The 22097-nt window shown below is 53.3% G+C and carries 17 protein-coding genes; 7 read left to right on the forward strand and 10 right to left on the reverse strand.

Annotated features, from left to right (window positions below):
- Positions 1 to 127: 127 nt before the first annotated feature.
- Genes glyA through pyrB form a run of 3 tightly spaced genes read right to left on the reverse strand, consistent with a single transcriptional unit; the run spans position 128 to position 2915 of the window.
- Complete coding sequence (glyA, locus tag NG346_RS07875) at positions 128 to 1408, reverse strand: serine hydroxymethyltransferase (protein ID WP_262280672.1); 1281 nt, start codon at positions 1406 to 1408, stop codon at positions 128 to 130.
- 37 nt (positions 1409 to 1445) lie between these two features.
- Positions 1446 to 1901, reverse strand: a complete 456-nt coding sequence (pyrI, locus tag NG346_RS07880; protein ID WP_262280671.1) for an aspartate carbamoyltransferase regulatory subunit — start codon at positions 1899 to 1901, stop codon at positions 1446 to 1448.
- 57 nt (positions 1902 to 1958) lie between these two features.
- The gene (pyrB, locus tag NG346_RS07885; RefSeq protein ID WP_262280670.1) at positions 1959 to 2915 is read right to left on the reverse strand and encodes an aspartate carbamoyltransferase; all 957 of its coding nucleotides are present in this window, start codon (positions 2913 to 2915) and stop codon (positions 1959 to 1961) included.
- Positions 2916 to 3028: 113 nt separating this feature from the next.
- Here pyrB and NG346_RS07890 point away from each other — a divergent pair, with 113 nt between their 5' ends.
- The 7 genes from NG346_RS07890 (at position 3029) to NG346_RS07920 (ending at position 10872) form a co-directional block, all read left to right on the forward strand.
- Positions 3029 to 5335, forward strand: coding sequence for a penicillin-binding protein 1A (locus tag NG346_RS07890; protein ID WP_262288557.1), 2307 nt, complete (start codon positions 3029 to 3031; stop codon positions 5333 to 5335).
- 170 nt (positions 5336 to 5505) lie between these two features.
- The gene (locus tag NG346_RS07895) at positions 5506 to 6249 is read left to right on the forward strand and encodes a pectate lyase family protein (RefSeq protein ID WP_262288580.1); all 744 of its coding nucleotides are present in this window, start codon (positions 5506 to 5508) and stop codon (positions 6247 to 6249) included.
- A gap of 303 nt (positions 6250 to 6552) precedes the next feature.
- The gene (locus NG346_RS07900; RefSeq protein ID WP_396266764.1) at positions 6553 to 6996 is read left to right on the forward strand and encodes an Hsp20/alpha crystallin family protein; all 444 of its coding nucleotides are present in this window, start codon (positions 6553 to 6555) and stop codon (positions 6994 to 6996) included.
- A 467-nt stretch (positions 6997 to 7463) separates the two neighbouring features.
- Complete coding sequence (locus NG346_RS07905; RefSeq protein ID WP_262288558.1) at positions 7464 to 7841, forward strand: hypothetical protein; 378 nt, start codon at positions 7464 to 7466, stop codon at positions 7839 to 7841.
- A gap of 105 nt (positions 7842 to 7946) precedes the next feature.
- On the forward strand, positions 7947 to 9983 hold the full coding sequence (locus tag NG346_RS07910) for a TonB-dependent receptor plug domain-containing protein (protein ID WP_262288559.1): 2037 nt from the start codon (positions 7947 to 7949) through the stop codon (positions 9981 to 9983).
- A 100-nt stretch (positions 9984 to 10083) separates the two neighbouring features.
- Positions 10084 to 10416: a cation transporter gene (locus NG346_RS07915; protein ID WP_262288560.1), complete on the forward strand. Its 333-nt coding sequence runs from the start codon at positions 10084 to 10086 to the stop codon at positions 10414 to 10416.
- A 39-nt stretch (positions 10417 to 10455) separates the two neighbouring features.
- A complete protein-coding gene (locus NG346_RS07920; RefSeq protein WP_262288561.1) occupies positions 10456 to 10872 on the forward strand; it encodes a DoxX family protein in 417 nt (138 codons plus the stop codon).
- Between the two features lie 521 nt (positions 10873 to 11393).
- Here the strand turns inward: NG346_RS07920 and NG346_RS07925 are convergent.
- The 7 genes from NG346_RS07925 to NG346_RS07955 all read right to left on the reverse strand — a co-directional run bounded on the left by NG346_RS07925 (position 11394) and on the right by NG346_RS07955 (position 21884).
- Complete coding sequence (locus NG346_RS07925; RefSeq protein ID WP_262288562.1) at positions 11394 to 11834, reverse strand: hypothetical protein; 441 nt, start codon at positions 11832 to 11834, stop codon at positions 11394 to 11396.
- The gene (locus NG346_RS07930) at positions 11827 to 12285 is read right to left on the reverse strand and encodes a hypothetical protein (RefSeq protein ID WP_262288563.1); all 459 of its coding nucleotides are present in this window, start codon (positions 12283 to 12285) and stop codon (positions 11827 to 11829) included. Before NG346_RS07930 ends, NG346_RS07925 begins: the two co-directional genes overlap by 8 nt.
- Positions 12286 to 12399: 114 nt before the next feature.
- The gene (locus NG346_RS07935) at positions 12400 to 14886 is read right to left on the reverse strand and encodes a DUF4982 domain-containing protein (RefSeq protein WP_262288564.1); all 2487 of its coding nucleotides are present in this window, start codon (positions 14884 to 14886) and stop codon (positions 12400 to 12402) included.
- Positions 14887 to 14913: 27 nt separating this feature from the next.
- Positions 14914 to 15960, reverse strand: a complete 1047-nt coding sequence (locus tag NG346_RS07940) for a glycoside hydrolase family 53 protein (RefSeq protein WP_262288565.1) — start codon at positions 15958 to 15960, stop codon at positions 14914 to 14916.
- 59 nt (positions 15961 to 16019) lie between these two features.
- On the reverse strand, positions 16020 to 17369 hold the full coding sequence (locus NG346_RS07945; RefSeq protein WP_262288566.1) for a DUF5111 domain-containing protein: 1350 nt from the start codon (positions 17367 to 17369) through the stop codon (positions 16020 to 16022).
- A 12-nt stretch (positions 17370 to 17381) separates the two neighbouring features.
- On the reverse strand, positions 17382 to 18965 hold the full coding sequence (locus NG346_RS07950; protein WP_262280659.1) for a RagB/SusD family nutrient uptake outer membrane protein: 1584 nt from the start codon (positions 18963 to 18965) through the stop codon (positions 17382 to 17384).
- Between the two features lie 12 nt (positions 18966 to 18977).
- Positions 18978 to 21884 carry a SusC/RagA family TonB-linked outer membrane protein gene (locus NG346_RS07955; protein ID WP_262288581.1) on the reverse strand — a complete coding sequence of 969 codons (2907 nt, stop codon included), beginning with the start codon at positions 21882 to 21884 and terminating at the stop codon, positions 18978 to 18980.
- Positions 21885 to 22097 lie beyond the last annotated feature (213 nt).

A 22097-nucleotide genomic window follows, 5' to 3' on the forward strand; every position in this document is an offset into this window, starting at 1 on the left:
GGCATCGTGAAGCCCTTTATCAGGCTGCCGGCGAAAGATAATACTCGGTGACGGTTAAATGTCATAAGAAAAAGATCCAGAGGCGACGGATCGCCCCTGGACGGATAGTAAGGATCTAAAACAGAAATTAGTAAGCGAAGAGCGGATACTGCTTCATCGTGTCGTTGACTTTCTCGCGCACGCGCCTGATGACCTGTTCGTTTTCGGGGTCTTTGAGCACTTCGTCGATGAGGTCGGCAATGAGGTGCATCATGTCTTCCTTGGCGCCACGGGTGGTCATGGCGGCGGTGCCCAAGCGGATGCCTGATGTCTGGAAGGCGCTGCGCTCATCGTAGGGTACCTCGTTTTTGTTGACGGTGATGTCGGCGGCCACGAGTGCGTTCTCAGCCACTTTGCCCGTGAGATCGGGATATTTCTGACGCAGGTCGAGGAGCATGGAGTGATTGTCGGTACCGCCGCTGACGATGCTGAATCCGTGGTCGATGAGATCCTGGGCGAGCACGGCGGCGTTTTTCTTCACCTGTGTGGCGTATTCTTTCCACGACGGGCGCAGGTTTTCACCGAAGCCGACAGCCTTGGCGGCGATGACGTGCTCCAGCGGTCCGCCCTGATTGCCGGGGAAGACAGCGGAGTTGAGCAGCTGACTCATCTTTTTCAGCTCGCCTTTCTTGTTGCGCTTGCCAAAGGGATTGTCGAAGTCCTTGCCCATGAGGATTACACCACCACGGGGACCACGCAGCGTCTTGTGCGTCGTCGTGGTGACGATATGAGCGTATTTCACGGGGTTGTTGAGCAGTCCGGCAGCGATGAGTCCGGCAGGGTGAGCCATGTCGATCATGAGCAGTGCCCCTACCTCGTCGGCGATCTTGCGCATGCGCTCGTAGTCCCACTCACGGCTATAGGCCGAGCCACCGCCGATGATCAGCTTGGGTTTGTATTGCAGTGCGAGCTTCTCCATGTTGTCGTAGTCCACGCGTCCTGTTTCGCGGTTGAGCGTGTATCCGATGTGGTTGTAGAGGATGCCGGAGGTGTTGACGCTGCTGCCATGTGAGAGGTGTCCGCCCTGGTCGAGATCAAGGCCCATGAAGGTGTCGCCCGGCTTGAGCACGGCGAGCAGCACAGCTTGGTTGGCCTGTGCACCGGAGTGAGGCTGTACATTGGCAAACTCTGCGCCGAAGAGTTTCTTGACGCGCTCGATGGCGAGGGTTTCTACCTGGTCCACCACTTGGCATCCGCCATAGTAGCGTTTGCCGGGGAGTCCCTCAGCATATTTGTTGGTCAGATAACTGCCCATAGCCTGCATCACCTCGTCGCTGACGAAGTTTTCTGATGCAATCAGTTCCATGCCTCTGAGCTGACGCTGGTGCTCCTGCTCGATGAGGTCGAAAATCTCTTGATCTCTTTCCATAGTGTGAAGTTAATAATATGATTTATACAAGTTCTGCTTATACGAGTTCTACGTGGTTGATGTCTTGCTCTTTGTCGCAATAGTGGCATTTCACGATACCTTTTTCTTTGTCGATGACGGTGAAGAAGGTGTCCATGGGCTCGTTGTTGGTGATGCACTTGGGGTTGTTGCACTTGATGATGCCGTGGATCTCATTGGGTGTGACGACCATTTTCTTTTCCACCACCTCGTAGTCTTTGATGATGTTGAGCACCACGTTGGGCGCGATGACCGACAGTCGGCTGATTTCCTCGTCGGTAAAATATTTATTGGTGATCTTGATAATGCCTTTTTTTCCGAGCCGTTTCGAGGGCAGGTTGTAGCCGATGAGTGTGGGCACGTCGATATCGGTCAGATGCAGCAGACGCGCCACCTCATAGGTTTTCTCTGAAGGTATATGGTCGATGACAGTGCCGTTTTCGATGGCGGCGACTTGCAATTCTTTCTTTCCCATGATAAAAACTATGATGATCTGATAATACTGTGATAATGAATGTGATGATGTTTTGGGTTAAAACGGCGATTCAATGATGGTCTTGTCGTTTTTCACATCATCGAGGGTGATCCCCAGACAATAGCAGAAGATGGCTTCGCGGGCGTAGAGTCCGTTTTGGGCCTGCTGGATGTAGTAAGCGTGCGGGTTGCTGTCGACGTCGTAGGCAATCTCGTTGACGCGTGGCAGCGGGTGCATGATCTTCATGTTGGGCTTTGCTTTGGCGAGCATGCTGTTGCGGAGGATATAGACGTTTTTCACACGCTCATACTCCATCAGGTCGGAGAAGCGCTCTTTCTGCACGCGGGTCATATAGAGGATGTCGGCGTCGGCAATCTCTTCCTCGTTGAAGGCGGTGTGCTCATGAAACTCGATGTCGTGTGCCTTGCAATAGAGCTTATATTCCTGCGGCATGGCGAGCTCCTTGGGCGCGATGAAGTGAAACACGGGGTGGAAATGGCGCATGGCGGTGATGAGGGAGTGGACGGTGCGGCCGTATTTCAGATCTCCCACGAGATAGATGTTGAGGTTCTCCAGCGTGCCCTGTGTCTTGTAGATAGAGTAGAGGTCGAGCAGGCACTGTGAGGGGTGCATGTGTGCGCCGTCGCCGGCGTTGACGATAGGGATGGGAGCCACCTCGCTGGCATACTGTGCCGCGCCCTCGATGTAGTGGCGCATGGCGATGATGTCGGCATAGTTGCTCACCATCAGGATGGTGTCCTTGAGGGTCTCGCCTTTAGTGGTGCTGGAAGTCTTGGCGTCGGAGAAGCCAATGACACGTGCGCCTAATCGGTTGGCTGCCGTCTGGAAACTGAGTTGCGTGCGCGTGGATGGCTCAAAAAACAATGTTGCGACGACCTTGCCTTTCAACAGCTCACGGTTGGGATGTTTCTCGAATTCCTTGGCCATGGCGAGCAGATACATAATCTTCTCTTTGGAGAGGTCTGCAATCGTCACAAAATTATGTTTGTCCATATTATTTTGATTGATGGGTTATTTTCGACTGCTAAGTTACTGATAATTTTCCATATAGTGGTGCTGTTTGAAAGAAAAATTGTATTTTTGCAAAAGAAATAATAAATATTCTGATGCGAAGGACTTTTATAAAAACACTGTGGGTATGTCTCATGTCATTGATTGGCATTGGGTTCCTCCTCTTTTTCCTCATTTGGTTTGGGGTGATTGGCTATTCGCCTGATATAGAAAACCTGCAGAACCCGATCAACAAAACGGCGTCGCAGATCTATTCGGCCGACGGCAAGATCATCGGCACTTACAATGCCGACAAGGCCAACCGCATACCTGTGCCTTATTCCAAGCTCTCGCCCTATTTGGTCAAGGCGCTGGTGGCTACGGAGGATGAGCGGTTCTATGAGCATTCCGGCATCGACTTCATCGCCTTGGGGCGAGCCATCGTCAAGCGCGGGCTGATGGGGCAGACAAGTGCCGGTGGCGGCAGTACGATCACGCAGCAGCTTGCCAAACAGCTCTATTCCGACCCTGCGCAGTCAACTACGCAGCGACTGTTGCAAAAACCCATCGAGTGGGTCACGGCCATCAAGCTCGAGCGCAACTTCACCAAGGAAGAGATCATCTCTCTATATCTCAACTATTTCGACTTCCTCCACGGTGCTGTGGGCATCAAGACAGCTTCCAACACCTATTTCAATAAGGAGCCAAAGGATCTTACCCTCGACGAGGCGGCACTGCTCATCGGTTTGTGCAAGAATCCCTCGCTGTTCAATCCTGTACGCTATCCCGAGCGCGCCAAGCAACGCCGCAATGTGGTGTTGGGTCAGATGCTCAAGGCGGGATATCTGTCAAGAACTGAGTATGAGGAGAATGCGGCTCAGCCCATCGTGCTCCGCTTCCATCGGGCTGACCATAAGGATGGCACGGCTGTCTATTTCCGTGAATTCCTCAGACAATACATGATGATGGATGCACCGAAGAAAGCCGACTACCCGTCGTGGAACAAGCGGCAGTATGTCATCGACTCCATCGCTTTCGCCACGGACCCACTCTGTGGATGGTGCAAGAAACACACCAAGAAGGACGGTTCTTTCTACAATGTATATACTGATGGCTTGAAGATCTTCACCACCATCGACTCGCGGATGCAGCGCTATGCCGAGGAGAGCGTCTATGGCCATGTGGCGCAGTTCCTGCAGCCGGCCTTCAACGCTGAGAACCGTAAGAAACCCAATGCGCCCTTCACCAGTGAACTGACCCCGGAACAAGTGCGGCAAATCATCGGACGGTCGATCCGGCAGAGTGAGCGCTACCGCAATATGAGGGAAGCGGGAGCCTCGCCCGAGGAGATCGACAAGGCTTTCCATACGCCTACCGACATGACGGTGTTTACCTATCATGGCGACATTGACACGGTGATGACCCCCTTGGACTCCATCCGGTATTACAAGTCGTTCCTCCGTGCCGGATTCATGAGCATGGACCCGCATACGGGGCAGGTCAAGGCTTATGTCGGAGGTATGGATTTCGAGCACTTCCAGTACGATATGGTCATGGGCGGACGTCGTCAGGTGGGATCCACCATCAAGCCTTTCCTCTATTCACTGGCTATGGAGAATGGCTTCTCACCCTGCGATCTCGCACCCAACGTGCAGCGCACTTATATGGTGGCCGGCCAGCCGTGGACACCACGCAACGCCAACCACAATCGCTACGGTCAGATGGTGACGCTCAAGTGGGGACTCGCTCAGTCCAACAACTGGATCTCGGCTTATCTGATGAGTAAACTCAACCCCAACCAGTTTGTCACCATTCTCCATAAGTTTGGTATCAACAATCCCGATATCTATCCTTCCATGTCGCTTTGTCTCGGACCCTGTGAGGTGTCGGTGGGCGAAATGGTGAGTGCCTACACTACCTTTGCCAATAACGGCATCAGAGTGGCTCCGCTCTTTGTCACCCGCATCGAGGACAACGAGGGAAATGTGGTGGCTGAATTCCATCCCCGGATGAGTGAAGTGATCAGTTCGGAAAGTGCCAACAAAATGCTCGTGGAGCTCATGGCTGTCGTTGACGAGGGTACGGCAGGTCGACTGCGGTATAAATACAATATCCCCGGTGAGATTGGCGGCAAGACGGGTACCACCAACCGCAACTCTGATGCCTGGTTCATGGGCTTCACGCCGCAGCTTGTCAGCGGCGTATGGGTTGGAGGTGAGGACCGCGACATCCACTTCGACTCCATGCGCATGGGGCAGGGTGCTACGATGGCTTTGCCTATCTGGGCTTATTTCATGAAGAAGGTCTATCGCGATCCCTCATTGCCTTATAAGCCTACGGCGACATTTGAGATTCCCGAAGGCTTCAATCCTTGTGCCAAAGACGACGACGGCGGGCTCGGCATAGAAGAAGTCTACGAATAGCAGAGACTTGTCGTCTCTCTTACTAATAAACTATAACTAATAACATCTAAACGTATGCGAAAATTTGCCCGCATTTTGGGTCTGCTTTTCAGGATGGTGTAGACGGTAACTTTGATTGCAACAACGGTTCCGACAAGATCAGCGTTACATGGTGTCGCTTCCGCTATCTTATCAAGCCTTGGGCTGGTGGCTCGGGCGGCTCCGACAAGCACTGCTTCTCAGATCTTTGGGGTGGCAGCGACAAGAATGTCAGCAAGGATGGCGGCAAGTTGAATACTACTTTTGCCAACTGCTGGTGGGACGAGGGTTGCATAGAGCGTATGCCACGCGTCAGATTTGGAAAGATTCATATTGTGAACTGCCTTTATTCGAGTAGTGTAGCTTCCTATTGTGTTGGTGCTGCCTACAGAAGTAATATATATGTAGAGAACACAGCATTCACAAGTTCTGCCGCTCAAAAGAACCCGTGGGCCGTGAAGGCAACCTCGTCAGGCTATAAGGATTATAATATCACGCTGAAAGGTTGTTACGGAGCATCTGATGCGCAGAGCCGTTCCGGCAATGAGGCTTTCTTCAATCCCTACTCCTATTATAAATACACACCGTATGCAGCAAACCTTGTCGGGAGTGTTGTGCCGGCCGGAGCAGGTGCAACCCTTTCTATTTCTGTTGGCGGATGGCCTAAGACATCATCGGCCAAACAGAACGTTGTTGACATGGAAACAAGAACGGACGAAACCACGACAACAGCTATTGAGAATATAAATGCTAATGAGAGCAGTGCTGTAGTCACATCCGTCAGGTATTACTCTGTTGACGGTTTGGAGCTTCCGACAATGAGAAAAGGTCTCAACATCGTGCGTACTACTTTCGCCGACGGAACGGTAAAGACGTCGAAGGTTTTCCGTAGATAGAGACTATATTTTTTTATTGGTTGCCGAGCAGACTTCTGCTTCCGTATGGCATCGATTTAGACAGGAAGACATAAAAGACATATTTTAAAGACAGCGTAAATGCTCAGCGAAAGATTTCTGTGGCTACAACAAATTACAGTCATTTCGTCAGTCTCTGACTGACATATTGACCATTGTTGTCAGGTTAATTGTTTAGGTATATACTTTGTAATAAGCAGAGTGAAGTTCGGAAGTCCGAAAGGATGGAAGAGCTCCAAAGAACTGAATAAAAACAATTAATACGATAATTAGGAGGTATGTCTTATGTTACTTGCTAAAAGAAATGATAACAATTGGATGTCAAACTTCTTTAATGACTTCTTCGACACGGATATGATGCCGCGCATGAACGCTACCGCTCCTGCTGTGAACGTCAAGGAGTCTGACAAAGGCTATGTGATGGAGATTGCCGCTCCGGGATTGAAGAAAGAGTATTGCCGCGTAAGCCTTGACAAGGACGGTAACCTCAACCTTAAGATTGAGGACAAGTTCGAGCACAAGGAGGAAGACAAGGCCGAGGACAAGAAAGAACACTATCTGCGCCGCGAGTTCAACTACAGCAACTATGAGCAGACTTACGTGCTGCCCGAGGATGTGGACAAGGAGAAGATCAGCGCCAAGGTCGAGAACGGCATCCTCACGATCGACCTGCCCAAGATGAGCAAGGAGGCTGAGAAAGAGGAAAACAAGAGCATCGAAGTGAAGTAATCCATATAGCTCATCTCTCTTACATAAATTCATAATATTTCCCTCTCGTCTCAAAGCGATACGTCGCCGAGAGGCGGGAGGGATTTTTTTTCGTCATGGGGGCATCTAGGTCAAGGGACAGCGACGCTGCCAATCTTTTTTCCTTTTAACGCACCATCTTCGATGGTATTAAGAATATAACCGAATATCGAGAATATGTTTTCTTGATATTCGGTTATATTCTTTATTCCGCGTGGCGGAGCGTTAACTCTAAAACAACTCATAGGTTTTATCTCTTGCGTCTTTGCGAGAGGGTATATTTGAGTGGTACGCTCTGTGCTCTCTCGCGGCGTAGCCGTCTTTGTGTTCTCTGTGTGAGTTAAGACGCTTATGATTTTGTGGCTCGGATTTATGATTTTCTGGCAATTAGCATTTATTAAGTGGCTGATATTATGGTAGTACTGATTCTTTTTCGTAACTTTGCGGATATGAAGAGACTGTTGCACATATTTCCGGCGTTGGTGTTCTCATTGCTGATCGTGGCGATGAGTGCAGGACTGAGCGTGGAAGTGTGCATGCACTCGGGCCGTGCCGAGGTGGCGCAGATCGCCGAGGCACAGGGCAACCACGACTGCCATGGCATGAAAGGCTGCATGGTGGTGAAGACCATCAAGCTGGCACCGAGCTCGCTGGCCGAGAGCCATCTCTTCGACTTCTCGCAGCACTGGGTGACGGTCGTGCCTACCACGGGGCTGCTCTCTCTCGCACATTCATTCATCCTCATACATGCGCCCAGCGCATATATCCCCACATGGTGCTCGCCTCCGCGGGAGTACCTGCACCATTTGCGTGTGCTCAGACTTTGAATCTTCATTGACGCAGTAGCTATATATAATAAGGTGTATATGGCCACAAAAGAAAGGAGTATCGTTTATTTTGCAGTCAATGAATCATTCAAAGGAAATTCATCAATGAATAAGAATATTTTGCTTGCCGGCATGATGGGAATGCTGGCACAACCCTCTTTTGCCCAAAAAGCACCCGTCCAGAACACTGATTCCACAGCTACCAGTGCCCTTGACAGCGTAGGCATCATGCCCGACCAGACGCTTCACGAGGTGCAGGTGGTCAGCCGCAAGCCCGGCATGATGCGCATGAAGGGTGCCATGAACGGACAGATCATCTCTCAGGACGAGCTCTTCAAAGCTGCCTGCTGCAACCTCGGCGAGAGTTTCACCACCAACCCTTCGGTCGACGTGAGCTATAACGACGCCGCCACAGGTGCCAAGCAGATCAAGCTGCTCGGACTCAGTGGCAAATACGTGCAGATGCTCACCGAGAACCTCCCCAACTTCCGTGGTGCCGCAATACCCTATTCCCTGGGCTATGTGCCCGGCACGTGGATGAAAAGCATACAGGTGAGCAAGGGCAATGCCAGCGTGAAGAACGGCTACGAGGCCATGACCGGACAGATCAACGTGGAGTATCTCAAGCCCGAGGACGACGAGAATGTGCACGTCAACCTCTATGGCAACACCATGAGCCGCATCGAGGCCAACGCTGACGGCAACGTGCATCTTGCTAAAGGACTGAGCACCGAGATCCTCGGACACTATGAGGACAATCTCAAGGAGCATGACAGCAACAAGGACGGATTCATGGACGACCCGCAGACACGGCAGTTCAACTTGCAGAACCGCTGGTATGGCAAGACGGGCAACTATATTTTCCACGGTGGCCTCTCGCTTTTGGACGAGAAGCGGGAGAGCGGACAGACCAACCACGAGGGAGTGCTCAGCCATCAGACCGAGCCGCTCTACCGCATCGACCTCAACACCCACCGCTACGAAGGCTATATGAAGCACGCCTTCATCCTCGACCCCAGCCACGGCACAAACATCGCCTGGATGTCATCCGCCTCGATGCACGAGATGGATGCCACCTACGGTCGCAAGGCTTACGACGTCAACGAGAAAAACGTCTACTCGCAACTGATGTTCGAGACCAACTTCACTCCTGAGCACAACCTCGCAGTCGGTGCCTCGCTGAACCACGACTATGTGGGTCAGACCTACCTCGGCCAGCGGCTCAACGAGAAGGAGAATGTCGTCGGCGGCTATGCCCAGTACACCTACAACCTCCACGAGCGTCTCGTGGCCATGGCGGGCATCCGCGTCGACCACAGCTCGGAATACGGTACCTTCGTCACGCCCCGCTTTCATGTGAAGTGGCAGGTCAACGACCTGTGGAGCCTGCGCGCCTCTGCCGGTAAGGGCTATCGCACGGTGCACGCCCTGGCCGAGAACAACTATCTCATGGCCAGCGGCCGCCAACTCGTCATCGACAAGCTCGACCAGGAAAGCGCATGGAACTACGGACTGAGCACAGCACTGAACATCCCACTCGGCCGTCAGACACTGAAGCTTAATGCTGAGTACTACTATACTCGCTTCGGCAATCAGGCCGTCATCGATTATGACACTGATCCATCGCAGATCCATATCGGCAATCTGCACGGCAAGTCCTACTCCCACACCTTCCAGATCGACGCCACCTATGACCTCTTCCGGGGCATGACCATGACAGCAGCCTACCGCTACAACGACGTGAAGACGACCTATGGTGGTGAGTTGATGCGTCAGCCGCTGACCAACCGCTACAAGGGACTGCTCACGGCCTCGTACAAGACACCGCTCGGCCTCTGGCAGTTCGACGCAACCTTCGCCCTCAACGGCGGTGGCCGCCTGCCCAAGGCTTACACCCTTGCCGACGGCACGTCTTCTTGGAAAGAAAGCTACCCCGCCTATGGACAACTCAACGCGCAGGTCACCCGTACTTTCCGCCACTTCTCTGTCTATGTGGGTGGTGAGAACCTCACGAACTATAAGCAGAAAAATCCGATCATCGATGCCGCGCATCCGTGGAGCAGCACCTTCGATCCTACACTCGTGTGGGGACCCATGCAGGGTGCAAGAGGATATATCGGCATACGCTATAATTTGAAGTAAGAGAACATGTATCCTAAGGCCAAGGCTCCTTCGAGGAGCTTTGGCTGTTGTCAATAATTGTAATTATCAATCAAATCAATCATTTTAATCAGAAAGCGATATGAAGAAGTTATTCTTTGCTATGATGCTGGCAGCCATGAGTACTGCCGCCAACGCTAAGAGCGCCACCGACACGCTCGTCGTCACCACCACACCGCAGATGCACTGCGCCAACTGCGAGAACAAGATCAAGAACGGACTGCGCTTTGAGAAGGGTGTCAAGGACATTCTTACCAGCGTGGAGAACCAAACCGTGACCATCGTCTACAACCCTGCCAAGACCGACAGAAAGAAGCTCGAGGCCGCCTTCCCGAAATTCGGCTATAAAGCCCGTGAACTGAAGAAGGGTGAGAAGGTGGAGCGCGACATGAACGAGCAGTGCGACAACATGTAAATGCATTAAAAACAATTTATTTGATAAAGAACAATAGTTATGGATAAAGATTTTCTTCGCAACAACGACCTTGGTCTGCTGTTGCTGCGTCTGACAGTGGGAGGCCTGATGCTCTTCCACGGTGTTCACAAGCTCATCTATGGCGTCTCTGCCATTGAGGGCATGTTGGCAGGCATGGGCCTCCCCGGCTTCATCGCCTATTTCTCTTTGGCAGCCGAGTTGCTTGCCTCTGTGCTCATCGTGCTGGGTGCGTGGACGCGCGTGGCTTCCGTGGTGATGGTGGGCAACATGGTCGTAGCCATCCTCATGGCTCATCTGTCCGTCATCTTCTCCGTGGATCCGATGACCGGTGGCTGGGCGATTGAGTTGCCGATGCTCTACCTTCTCGGTGCCGCCGTGCTTTGCTTCACCGGTGGTGGCAAGTATGCGCTGACCAAGGGGCATGTGACCGATTAACGGCATTATCAGGTTTTCTTACAAAACCTCTTCATCCTGACTGTTCATTCTACGTCGTGAAGGCTGGCTTTCGGGGGGATTTTACCTCGTCGAAAGTGGCATCTTTGATAGAAATCACTGAGATGACACGATGAAACAACTGAGATGACACGAAGAAACAAGTGAGATGATGAGGTGAAACAAGTGAGATGATGCGCAAAAACCACTGAGATGACAAGACAAAACCACTGAGATGAGTGCTTGAAAAGGCGTTTCTCTTTTCAAGAAAGCAGAGGCTTTGCTATAAGTGGTTGATAGTTAGTAGATTATAGAAAATGCTCTGAAAATCGCGAAATTCGGAGCAGAAGAGGACTTGATTCAGAAAAACGTCACCACAGAGACGGAAAAATGTCAATTTCTTCAACAGATATTGCTTTTTCCACTCTGTGGTGACGTTTCTTTTTGATACCTTGTGCAAACATAAATGCTTGGTCAATGCACGGCAATGTATGTAAGAATAATAACGTATATATCCAAACAGGTTATAAGTAGTGTACCTCTTTACGAGCTAATACAAGTAATTTATAGCGTATGGCAAGACGAATAAATGATTCTGCTGTCAAAGAAGACTGCTTGATAGGAATGCCACCAATAACTTTTTCCCCTTTGTATTTTATAGTAATCCCTGCATGTGATTTAAATTTTTCACTCGGATAAGCTACGACATCAAAAATTGTGTCGTCGTCGGACAAAGCTCTTGTTTCCCCTACATTTAGAGTGGAATATGCTATTGCTGTTCTATTTCGTCTGTTAGGAACAAGTTTCATCTCTTCTTTCCATGAAGGAATAGAGGTTCGTAATACAGAAAGATAGTCTTCTGATATATGGCTACGGAGTTCAAATGCCGCAGGCAACAGCGTTCCATTGTGTATCATTTTGGGTGAGAATAGTATTCTCGCTACATCTTCTCTATTTTCAATCATGGTTGATGGCTTTGATGGCTTTGAGTAATCTGCTTGTTGACAATTTTATATGATCTTCTCCTTTGAGTCCAGAGTCGGCCAAAATAAAGTATGAAAACTCCTTTTCTGCCAAATTGATTTGGGCTTGGCGCTTTGAGTTCTCAAGGATCATTGTACCATTTTTCTCTGGGAAAATGTTCCAATCTTTTAGATCGTCTTCGTTACTCTTTTCAAGAAGATGTTTAAAGGACTTGATAACTATAGGGCTAAGGGGAGCTGCAGACTCGTCGTCCCATCCTTTTTTATAGGACTCATAGCCTGCTAAATCTTTCAGAAGGCGTTGTGCCGTTGGAGATATAGCAGGTGTAGTCGTCTTCAAGGCTATGCTTTTTACTCCTTGAATGGATCTCATTACTTTTTTCAGGCTTGGAAGTATAGACTTGTCCTCTATTTGTATTACCAGTTCTGTCATCGTCTGTGTTTTTTTCTGCAAATATACGAGTTTTACGCTATATCTGCAAACGAAAAGGGCGAAAAGCATCAGGATCTGATGCTTTTCGCCCTTATGGTTGTATCGCCGGTGACTTTACTTCACGGCGATGCTGATGGTTTGTCTGATGCCGCTTGCCGTGCTGACCTTCACCGTGATGGTTCCCGGCTTGTGTCCGCTTCTGACAGTGGCTACGAGCATGCCGTGGAAGAGATGCATGTGAGGTTCGGTGAAACGCTCCAGCGAGGTAGCGTCGCCATTGCAGATGCCTTGGAATGTTCCAGCCCCCGAGACCTCGACGTGGATGTCATCGGCAGCGTCGGGACAGAGGTTGCCGTCTTTGTCGGTCAGTGCCACTGTGATGTAGCTCAGATCGTTGCCGTCGGCAAGGAGCGTGTCTTTGTCAGCAGTGAGACGGAGTGCTGCGGGATCACCAGCGGTGCGCACGGTTTCCTCCCCGGCGGCTTTTCCGTTTTTGTCATAGACGACCACCTTGAGCTCACCGGGCTCGTAGACCACGCTGTCCCACATCAGACGGTAGCGCGAGAGGAGGCTGTCGGTGATCTCCTTGCCCATCTTCTCGACGAGCTTCCCAGCGGTTGCCGACACCGACATGCGTCCCGTCTTATGGCGTCTGCCCTGGCTCTTGCCGTTGACGAAGAGCTCAGCCTCGTCGTAGTCGGTGTAGCACATCACCGGTGTCACCTTGCCTTCGCGTCCCGGCCAAGTCCAGTGGGGCAGCAGATGGACGGTGTGGTCGCGGTGGTTCCATACCGAGCGGTAGAGATAGTAGCGGTCCTTGGGCAGTCCGGCGAGGTCGCAGATGCCGAAATAGCTGCTGCGCGACGGCCAGTAGGTGTCGTAGGGCGTGGGCTCGCCGAGATAGTCAAAGCCCGTCCAGACAAACTGCCCGATGGTGTAGTCCTTGTCGTCCTGAGCCATGAAGTCGCTCTCGGGCAGGTTGCTCCAAGAACAGTACTCGGTGTCGTAGCTCGAGCATTGTCCGTCGGGGTAAACATTCTTGTCCGATACGGTCACGGGGAACTTATACACGCCACGGCTGCTTACTGTAGAGGCCGTCTCGCTGCCAAGGAGAAAGCCTTGGGGCAGTTTCGAGATGTTGCGGTCATATTTATACACGCGGTAGTTAAATCCCGGGATGTCCATCACTTGTGCGAAGCCTGACTTCAGCGCGTCCTCGGCACGGTCCATGCCTTGTGTGACCTGTCGGGTAGGGTCGAGGCGATGGCAGATGTCCTGCAGACGTCGTGCGATGGCGACGCCCTCCTGGCTCCACTGTTCCGGTATCTCGTTGCCGATGGAGTACATCACCAGCGAGGGATGGTTGCGGTGGTTGCGTACGAGGTGCTCGATGTCCTTGTCGGCCCATTGGTCGAAGAAGCGGGCGTAGCCGTTCTTGCACTTAGGATAGCGCCACATGTCGAAGCTCTCGGCCATGACCATCATGCCCAGCGAGTCGTAGACCTCCATCTGCATTGTCGACGGCATGTTGTGGGACGTGCGGATGGCGTCGCAGCCCATGTCTTTGAGAATCTTCACCTGGCGGATGAGCGCCGCCTTGTTGACAGCGGTGCCGATCGGTCCGAGGTCGTGGTGGAGGCATACGCCTTGGAACTTACGGCTCACGCCGTTGAGCTGGAAGCCATGCTCACGCGAGAAGGCGATGGTGCGGATGCCTGTCTTCATCGTGCGGCTGTCCACGACGGTGGCGTGTCGGCCTTGCCCTTTGACGAGTTCGATCCTGACCTGGTAGAGTGCCGGTGTCTCCGGAGACCACAGTTGTGGGCGGGCTACCCGGAGGCGCAGACCGACCTTTCCGTCGTTGCCCACCTTGCCATTGGCTGTTGCCACCACTTTTCCGTCGGGTGCGTAGAGCTGTATCCGCTCACAGAGCTGCTCGCCCTGTCCACCCTTGACATTGTCGCTGTAGACCAGTGTAGCCTCGTTGGCGTCAGCCTTCTCGGTATAGAGGAAGCACTGCCATGGGTCGAGAAACGCCTTGCCGGTGAGGATAAGGCTGACAGGGCGGTAGAGCCCTCCGCCCGGGTACCATCGACTGCTCTCCTCGCGATTGTTGAGGCTGACGACGACCTCGTTGCTGCGTCCCTTCATCATATAAGGAGTGATGTCGATGCGGAAGGCGTTGTAGCCATAGGCCCACCATCCTGCCAGTTTGCCATTGACATAGACGTGTGGCTCGCTCATGGCACCGTCGAACTGGAGGTAGGCGTGGGTGGCACGCTTCGGTACGGACAGCGTGCAGCGGTAGAAGCCTCGGCCTATCCAGGGCAGTGCGCCCGAGCGTCCCGACTTTTCGCTTTTCTCCTTCTCGCCGTTTTGAGTGATAGCCACATACTGCAAGTCCCATTTCTTGTCAAAGGGGCCGCTGATAGCCCAGTCGTGGGGAATGGAGACGGATTGCCAGTGGAGGCTGTCGCGCGAGAAAAGCCAGCCTTGTTGCAAGTTGACTTCCTGGTGCTGACTCAAGACACGGCTCTTGGCGAGTGCCGATGCAGGCGCGGTGGCCAGCAAAGACAAAAAGAGGATGGTGAATGGTTTCATCTGTATCGTTTATTTAAGTATGTTACTTCATTTGAAGGCATCGAGAGCCTTGGTCGGTTTTCCACTGTTGTCGAAAGCTCCTTTGGCATATTGCTTCCATCCGTTGTAGCATTCAGGCTCCCAGTAGAAGACACCCTCGCAGGCCGGCACCTTTTTCGCCCCGTCGACGAGATGCCTGAGGCAGGGCTCAGCCTGCTCCGAGTTCCAGTCCATGCCTACCTCGCTGATGACGATATCGGTGCCATAGCGTTGCTTCAGCTTGTCGATGTTGGCGAGGCAGTCGGCTACTTCCGTGGTCCAGTCACTGTCGTCGGGATAGAGACTCATGCCGATGACATCCCACTTGCCTCCGGCGGCTTTCAGTCCGTCGAAGAGCCAAGTGAACTTACCGAGCTTGTTGCCCTGGTCCACGTGCACGATGACCTTGGACTTGGGATACACCTCTTTGGCGGCATCGTAGCCCGCATTGACCAATTGGGCGAAGTTGGCGAAGTTGCCGTCGGAGACTTTACCCATCGGCCAAAGCATTCCCGTAGTGGTCTCGTTGCCCACTTGCACCCATTCCACGCTGTCGATGCCAGCCTTTTTCAGCGCTTCCAGCACGGTCCTGGTATGGTTGGCTACGGCTTGCTTCATCTCCTCCAGTGTGTAGTTTTTCCAGGCTTCCGGAATGTTTTGCTTGCTGGGATCAGCCCAGGAGTCGGAATAGTGGAAGTCGATCATCAGCCTCATGCCGAGGTTGTGGGCACGGACGGCTTTGGCGACCACGTCTTGCTGCCCGCACCATCCGTCGGCTGGATCCACCCAGACACGCAGTCGGATGGCGTTCATGCCTAAGGACCGCAGGATCTTCATGCAGTCATTCTTGCGTCCCGTAGCGTCGTAGAAGGCAATGTCGTTGGCCTCCATCTCGGTGAGCCAACTCACGTCGGCACCCTTGGCAAAGCCACTCATGTCGTAGGTCTTGGCGGTCTGTGCCCCCACCGTGTTGTCGTCGCTGCATGCCGAGAGCGAGACGGCAAACAGACTGAGCAGTGCGGCAGCAGCCGCTTTCAGGATATTCATCTTTTTCATGTGTTCCTTATTTATATATGTTGATGATTGAGGATTTATTATCTTACGGTGTGAAAAAACTATTTGCTGTAGCTCCACGACATCGTGTTGAGGTCGGCAGTGACGGTCAGCACGGTTCCCGACTCAAAATCATCCTTGAACCAGATGCTCCAGGCGTCCTCGGCAGAAGAGAGCGTGAACAGGTTGCTGGGGTCAGAGCCGTACCAGATGTTGTTCTCTATATCGACAAGTTTAAAGTTTTCCCACTGCGTGGCTTTATAGGTGCCGGTATACACGCCCTTGGTTTCAGTCTGATTGAGGGTGGCAAGCAGCGTGCTGCCATCTTTGGAATACATCGAGAGGGTAGCGGGCAGTGGCGTCTGAGGCTTTTCGTCGGTTTTTTTCTCACCCTCCACTACAGAGAAGTGGAACTGCGCGTCGGCGGGCTGAATGGCGAGTGTCACGGTGTATGTGCCGCCCTTGGCGAGCGTGGTGTCAGCGAGGGCGAGGCTGATGTCCTTGGAACTCGATGTGCGAGTCGTTGTGTTGTACTCCTTTGCGTCGGCCTGTGCGGTCAGTCGGGTGTTGTCGTCCACCTTCATCACGGCGCTCCACGAGTCAGTCGAGCTGTCGTAGGTCATGTCCATACCGTTTACCTTCATGGTCATGATATTGGCAGCGCTCCAGGTCTTGCTCTTCGTGTCCACGGTGACATACCAGTCGCCCTTGCCGTCGGCAAACCAGCAGTTCCACGCGTCGGAGGCGTCAGAGAGTTCAAACTCGTGTCCGGCGACACCATAGTTGCCCCACATCGTGCCGTCCTTTTCCTGGAACCAGCAGTTGAGCCATGCCGTGGCTTTCATGTATCCGGTGTAGATGCCGTTTTCCGAGGGTGAGAACAGTTGAGCGATGACATCGGTCTTGTCCTTGTTGAGCACGTCGACGCTGTTCATGTGTATGGTAAAGGGCGTGACCATCACCTTGCACACATTGCTGTAGGCAGGAGACATGTTGTCGCCCTCTTTCGACATGACGCGGAAGTAGAGCGGAGACTGCGCGTCGGGTGTCAGTCCGAGTCCTTTGGCCAGACTGTTCAGGTCGTCGCCGGTGTAGGCTTTGGATAGATTGGTCACTGTGGTTTGTGCGCAGTTTTCGAAATTCTCGTTGGCCGAGACTTGCAGATAAGTCTTCAGCAGTCCGTCGGCAGCAGTCTTGGTGGAGTCGGATGTCAGCAGGTCGGGATTTTTCCATGCCAGCGACAACACGATCTTTGCTTTGTTGGCGGTAGAGAGTGCTACCCCGTCGGTGGAGGCCACCAGCGAAGAGGCACCGAAGCCGTTGAGGAAGATAAGGTCACCGTCCTTGTTGCAACTGCATAGGCTGGCAATGACGGCCGCCACGATGATGAAACGATATAATAGTTTGTTCATGGTGCTTGTTGATCAATAGTTTTCGTTATACAGGTTGGGATTTGCAGTCAGGTCGGTGGTCGGTATGGGGTAGATGTTGTACTTGTTGTCTACGGCCATGCCCTCCTTGGTACCGCCCTTCCACTGCCAGAGATATTTCGACGTGGTGAAGGCACCGAAGCGGATGAGGTCTGTGCGGCGCTGGCATTCGAGATAGAGTTCACGTGCGCGCTCGTCGAGCAGGAAGTCGGTGGTGAGCTCGTTGACCTTGATGTTGCCGCTGTTGTTGCCAAAGGCACGCCGGCGCAGAGCGTTGACATAGTCGAGTGCCTGGTTGAGCGATCCGCCTTGTCCACCGCGAACGACAGCCTCGGCATACATCAGGTAGACGTCGGCCAGACGGAAAAGCGGAAAATCGGTGTTCACGCCACCGTCGGCTGTGTTGGAGGCTTGCTGCCCGTCATCAGTCATGTTGGTCCACTTGATGGGGAAGTAGCCCTGAGTCTGATCGTCGATTTTTTCGAGATACTGGCTTTGTCCCTTGGTGAAGAACATGAAGCGGTTGTCGCCGTCGGCAAACTTCGAGGTTAGTTCGCCACGAGAGCGGAACATGCCCCAGGCTTTTGTCACGCCGTAGTCGGCAGGGTTGAGGTCGGCCGAGGTGTTGCCGAGTTCACCGCAGATGATATAAGTGGTGGTGCCCCACGTCACGGTGTGCTTGGCGTCGACGGGCAGTGCGAAGATGATCTCGTCGGTGCGCTTGTCGTTGTCGGCGTTGAAGAGCTGTGCATAGTCGCTGTGGAGGGTATAGCCCTGGTCGATGGCATTGTTGCAGGCTTGGATACACTCAGTGTATTTCTGTTTGCCCGTGTAGACCTCGGCATTGAGATAGAGACGGGCGAGCAGCGTGTAGGCGGCTCCCTGCGAAGCACGTCCGTAAGGACATTCGCTGGCCGGGTAGAGGTCGGTCACGCAGTCCTTCAGTTCACTTTCGATATAGTCGAAGGTCTGCTGCGGCTCGTAGCGCGGAGGCGTGAAGCTGCCCACGGGATCGTTTTCCGTCACGAAGGGAATGTAGCGGAAGAGGTCGAGGGCATGGTAATAGAACAGCGCACGCATGAAGCGGGCCTCGGCACGATAGTGCCGCAGGTTGTCCTGGTCAGTGCCGGTGGCAGCAGCTACCGTCTCCGGTGAGCAATGACGCAGAAACTCGTTGCACAGCGCGATGTTGTAGTAGATGCGGTAATACATATCCGCCACCCACGGGTCGTTGGCATCCCAGGAGAGATAGGTCAGGTCGCCCGTCTTGTCGCCCGACAGCCAGGTAGAGGCCACCTCGTCGGTGCCGTCCTCCTGCAGGTTGAAGAGGTCACGCATGTAGTCTTGTCCCTCGTTGCTGGAGAGATCGGCATTGTCACCGCCCTTGCCCTGTCCGGTGGTGGTCATCGAAGTGTAGATCTTGCCGAGCACGGCGCGATAGTTTTCTGTGGTGTTGTAGACCTCTTTTGAAGTGGTCTCGGTGTGAGGGAACTGGTCGAGGCTTTCTGTGCACGCCGAGAGCGAGACCGTCAGAGCGCCGGCCAGAAGTATGTGGTTGATAATAGATGTTCTTTTCATGGTTGAGAGTGTTTAGAATTGTAGTCCGATGCTGAGCGAATAGGTTCTTGGACGTGGGTAGAAGCTGCTGTCCATGCCGTTGGGCACCTCGGGGTCGACACCGTCGTAGTTGGTGATGGTGAACACGTTCTGCACGAGTGCCGAGACGGTCAGGTCGGCGATCCAGCGGTTGAGTCTGCCGAAGTCATAGCTCAGCGAGAGATTGTCCATCTTCACAAACGAGGCATTCTCGACATAATAGTCAGAGAGATGCTGGCGCGTCTGGAATCCTGTGGCGAGATAGCTGCGGTTGAGGTTGTTGAGCTGGTAGGCGTTGTAGCTCACGGTCTCCCAGGCGCCGGTGTTCATGGCCATGCCGTTGTAGACATAGTTGCCGATGTTGGCGCGCAGTGAGGTGCTCAGTGTCAGCGAGCGCCAGCGCAGCGAGGTGCTCAGTCCCATCATCACGTCGGGAGCCGGCGACTTATAGCGGTAGCGGTCTTCAGAGTTGATGACGCCGTCGCCGTTGAGGTCAGCATACGCACCTTCGATCGGTTTGCCCGTGGCAGGGTCGTAGAGCTGATGATAGAGATAGAACATATAGGGCTCGTAGCCCTCGGAGAGCACTTGGAACTGATAGGAGTCGATGCTCGGTCCGACGAGCACGTTGGTAGCCTGCGAGCCCTTGACGAGCGAGAGGTTCTTGACCTTCATCTGTTCCCATGTGATGTTGTAGCTCAGGTTCCATTGCCAGTCCTTGGTCTGTATGGGTGTGACGTTGAGCGAAGCTTCCAGTCCGTGGGAGTCGACGTTGCCCACATTGGTCAGAATGCTCTTGGCGAAGTTGGTACCGGCGGCAGAGGGCACAGTGGCGAGCAAGTCTTCGGTTTTGCGTGTGTAGTAGTCCAGGCTGCCGGTGATGCGGTTGCCAAGGAATCCGAAGTCCAGACCGAAGTCCCATGACTTTGTTGTCTCCCATTTCAGGTTTGAGACGTATGCCTCGGGGCGATAGGTGAGGATATACTCGCCGTTCATCATCGCCTCGGCACCGGCGACGCTTTGTGTGTAGACCGGCAGATAGTTGTAGTTGCCGATGCCGTCCTGCTGTCCTGTGACACCATAGCTGGCGCGCAGTTTCAGGTTGCTGAGGACCTTGCTGTCCTTGAGCCATTTCTCCTGAGTCATCGTCCATCCGAGTGCTACCGAGGGGAAGGTACCCCAGCGGTTGTCGCCGGAAAAGCGTGAAGTGCCGTCGCGGCGGAGAGTTGCTGTGAGCAGGTAGCGACTGTCGAAGGAATAGTTCAGACGGCCATAGTAAGATTTCAGCACATGGCGGTAGTCGCTGGCCTTGACGGTAGAGAGATCGTCGCCATTGGCGTTGCGTGTGACATACATCGGTGTGGTGCTCTTCCAGTACTGATAGTCGTATCCAGCAGTCACCTCCACGTTGCTTCGTGCGGGTTCAAAGTAGTGGCTGTAGTTGGCGTAGAGCGTCATCAGCTGGTTGGTGTTTTTCTGAGGGCCATAGCCGTAGTCCAGTCCCAGCGTGGAGAAGTTCGAGGCTGCCGTGGTGGGCACATATACTGTGCCTTCGCCTCGGGCGATGTCAGTGCCCACGGTGGCATGGAGTTTCACGTCGGGGAAGAAATGGAGCTTGTAGTCCACGTCAAAGCTGCCGATGAGGCGCTTCACCGTGGAGCGCGAGTCATATTGGTCGACCAGTCCGCGTGGGTTGCACACGCCGCCGTTGACAGGAACGCCCGAGGCATCCAGTGCCTCATTGTATCCGCCATAAGTGGTATTGTCGGCGTAGACAGGCAGGGTGGGGTTGAAGGTGGCGGCGGCCCAGATGGCACTGCCGTTGTAGAAGCTGTTCTTATTATAAGTACCCTTGACGTTGAGTGTGAGCTTCAGATGGTCTTGGAAAAAAGAGGGGTTGAGCACCACGTTGCCGGTCCATCGCTTGGCGTTGTCCTTGCGCACGAGTCCGTCCTGACTGTAGAATCCTGTAGACACACGGAAGGGCAGGAAGCCCGCAGTGCCCGAGAGGCTCAGATTGTTGTCGGTGCCGAAGGCGGTGCGATAGACTTGGTTGTTCCAGTCGGTATTGTCGTTGCCAAGCAAAGCCCGCTGTGCGGCGGAGCCTTGGGTGTTGATGGTATTGACAAACTCGTCGCGGCTCATCATGTCGATCATGCGCGTACGGGTCTGCAAGCTGTTGGTGGTGCTGAAATTGACGCGCAGCTTTCCTTTGGCACCTTTTTTCGTGGTGATGATGATGACACCATTGGATGCACGCGAACCATAGATGGCCGTGGAGGAAGCGTCTTTGAGTACAGTCATGCTCTCGATGTCGTTTGGGTTGATCAGGCTCAGGAAGTTGCTGCCGTTGCCCGATATGCCGCCTTGCTCCAAGGGTATGCCGTCGAGGACGATGAGCGGGTCGTTGCTGGCGTTGAGCGAGGCACCGCCACGGATGCGGATTGTGGAGCCCGCGGTAGCCGAACCGCTGTTTGACATGATCTGCACACCGGCTACCTTGCCGTTGATGAGTTGCTCCGGGCTGCTCACCAGTCCCTTGTTGAAGTCCTTGGACTGTACGGTAGACACCGAACCGGTCAGGTCGCTGCGCCGTGTGGTACCATAGCCCACGACGACCACCTCATTGAGGTTGCGCTGTGTGCTGTGCAACTTGATCACGAGCGTACCATTAGTGATACTTACCTCCTGGGTGTCGTAGCCGAGATACGAGACGCTTAACTTGCGGGATGGGCCATTGACGTTCATCTTGAAATTACCGTCCATGTCGGTGACGGTACCGTCTTTACTGCCTTCCACCATGATGGTGGCACCCATGAGCGGACTGCCGTCATCAGCATCGACCACGCTACCCGTGATGGTCTTTCCCTGACTCCACACGCTAAGCGGAAGCGTCAGCATACAACCCGTCAATGACACATAGAGCCATTTGGGCAATGTCTTGTTGTTGTTCTTCATTTAGGTTCTGATTAAAATGTTATTAGTGTTTCAATGTCTTCGTGCTGCAAAGTTAGGCTTCTCAGCTTAGTGAAGGGATGTTATTTTGGACAAATGAGGGTAGAAATTGGACAACCATGCTGTTTTTCCTTGTCTTTTTTGTACTTTTGCAACTAT

Source organism: Hallella absiana (assembly GCF_025457485.1).
Taxonomy (GTDB): Bacteria; Bacteroidota; Bacteroidia; order Bacteroidales; family Bacteroidaceae; genus Prevotella; species Prevotella absiana.

Coding starts and splice junctions, on each gene's coding strand:
- glyA (WP_262280672.1), bottom strand. CDS start 1,408: ATGGAAAGAGATCAAGAGATTTTCGACCTCATCGAGCAGGAGCACCAG.
- pyrI (WP_262280671.1), bottom strand. CDS start 1,901: ATGGGAAAGAAAGAATTGCAAGTCGCCGCCATCGAAAACGGCACTGTC.
- pyrB (WP_262280670.1), bottom strand. CDS start 2,915: ATGGACAAACATAATTTTGTGACGATTGCAGACCTCTCCAAAGAGAAG.
- NG346_RS07890 (WP_262288557.1), top strand. CDS start 3,029: ATGCGAAGGACTTTTATAAAAACACTGTGGGTATGTCTCATGTCATTG.
- NG346_RS07900 (WP_396266764.1), top strand. CDS start 6,553: ATGTTACTTGCTAAAAGAAATGATAACAATTGGATGTCAAACTTCTTT.
- NG346_RS07905 (WP_262288558.1), top strand. CDS start 7,464: ATGAAGAGACTGTTGCACATATTTCCGGCGTTGGTGTTCTCATTGCTG.
- NG346_RS07910 (WP_262288559.1), top strand. CDS start 7,947: ATGAATAAGAATATTTTGCTTGCCGGCATGATGGGAATGCTGGCACAA.
- NG346_RS07915 (WP_262288560.1), top strand. CDS start 10,084: ATGAAGAAGTTATTCTTTGCTATGATGCTGGCAGCCATGAGTACTGCC.
- NG346_RS07920 (WP_262288561.1), top strand. CDS start 10,456: ATGGATAAAGATTTTCTTCGCAACAACGACCTTGGTCTGCTGTTGCTG.
- NG346_RS07925 (WP_262288562.1), bottom strand. CDS start 11,834: ATGATTGAAAATAGAGAAGATGTAGCGAGAATACTATTCTCACCCAAA.
- NG346_RS07930 (WP_262288563.1), bottom strand. CDS start 12,285: ATGACAGAACTGGTAATACAAATAGAGGACAAGTCTATACTTCCAAGC.
- NG346_RS07935 (WP_262288564.1), bottom strand. CDS start 14,886: ATGAAACCATTCACCATCCTCTTTTTGTCTTTGCTGGCCACCGCGCCT.
- NG346_RS07940 (WP_262288565.1), bottom strand. CDS start 15,960: ATGAAAAAGATGAATATCCTGAAAGCGGCTGCTGCCGCACTGCTCAGT.
- NG346_RS07945 (WP_262288566.1), bottom strand. CDS start 17,369: ATGAACAAACTATTATATCGTTTCATCATCGTGGCGGCCGTCATTGCC.
- NG346_RS07950 (WP_262280659.1), bottom strand. CDS start 18,965: ATGAAAAGAACATCTATTATCAACCACATACTTCTGGCCGGCGCTCTG.
- NG346_RS07955 (WP_262288581.1), bottom strand. CDS start 21,884: ATGCTGACGCTTCCGCTTAGCGTGTGGAGTCAGGGAAAGACCATCACG.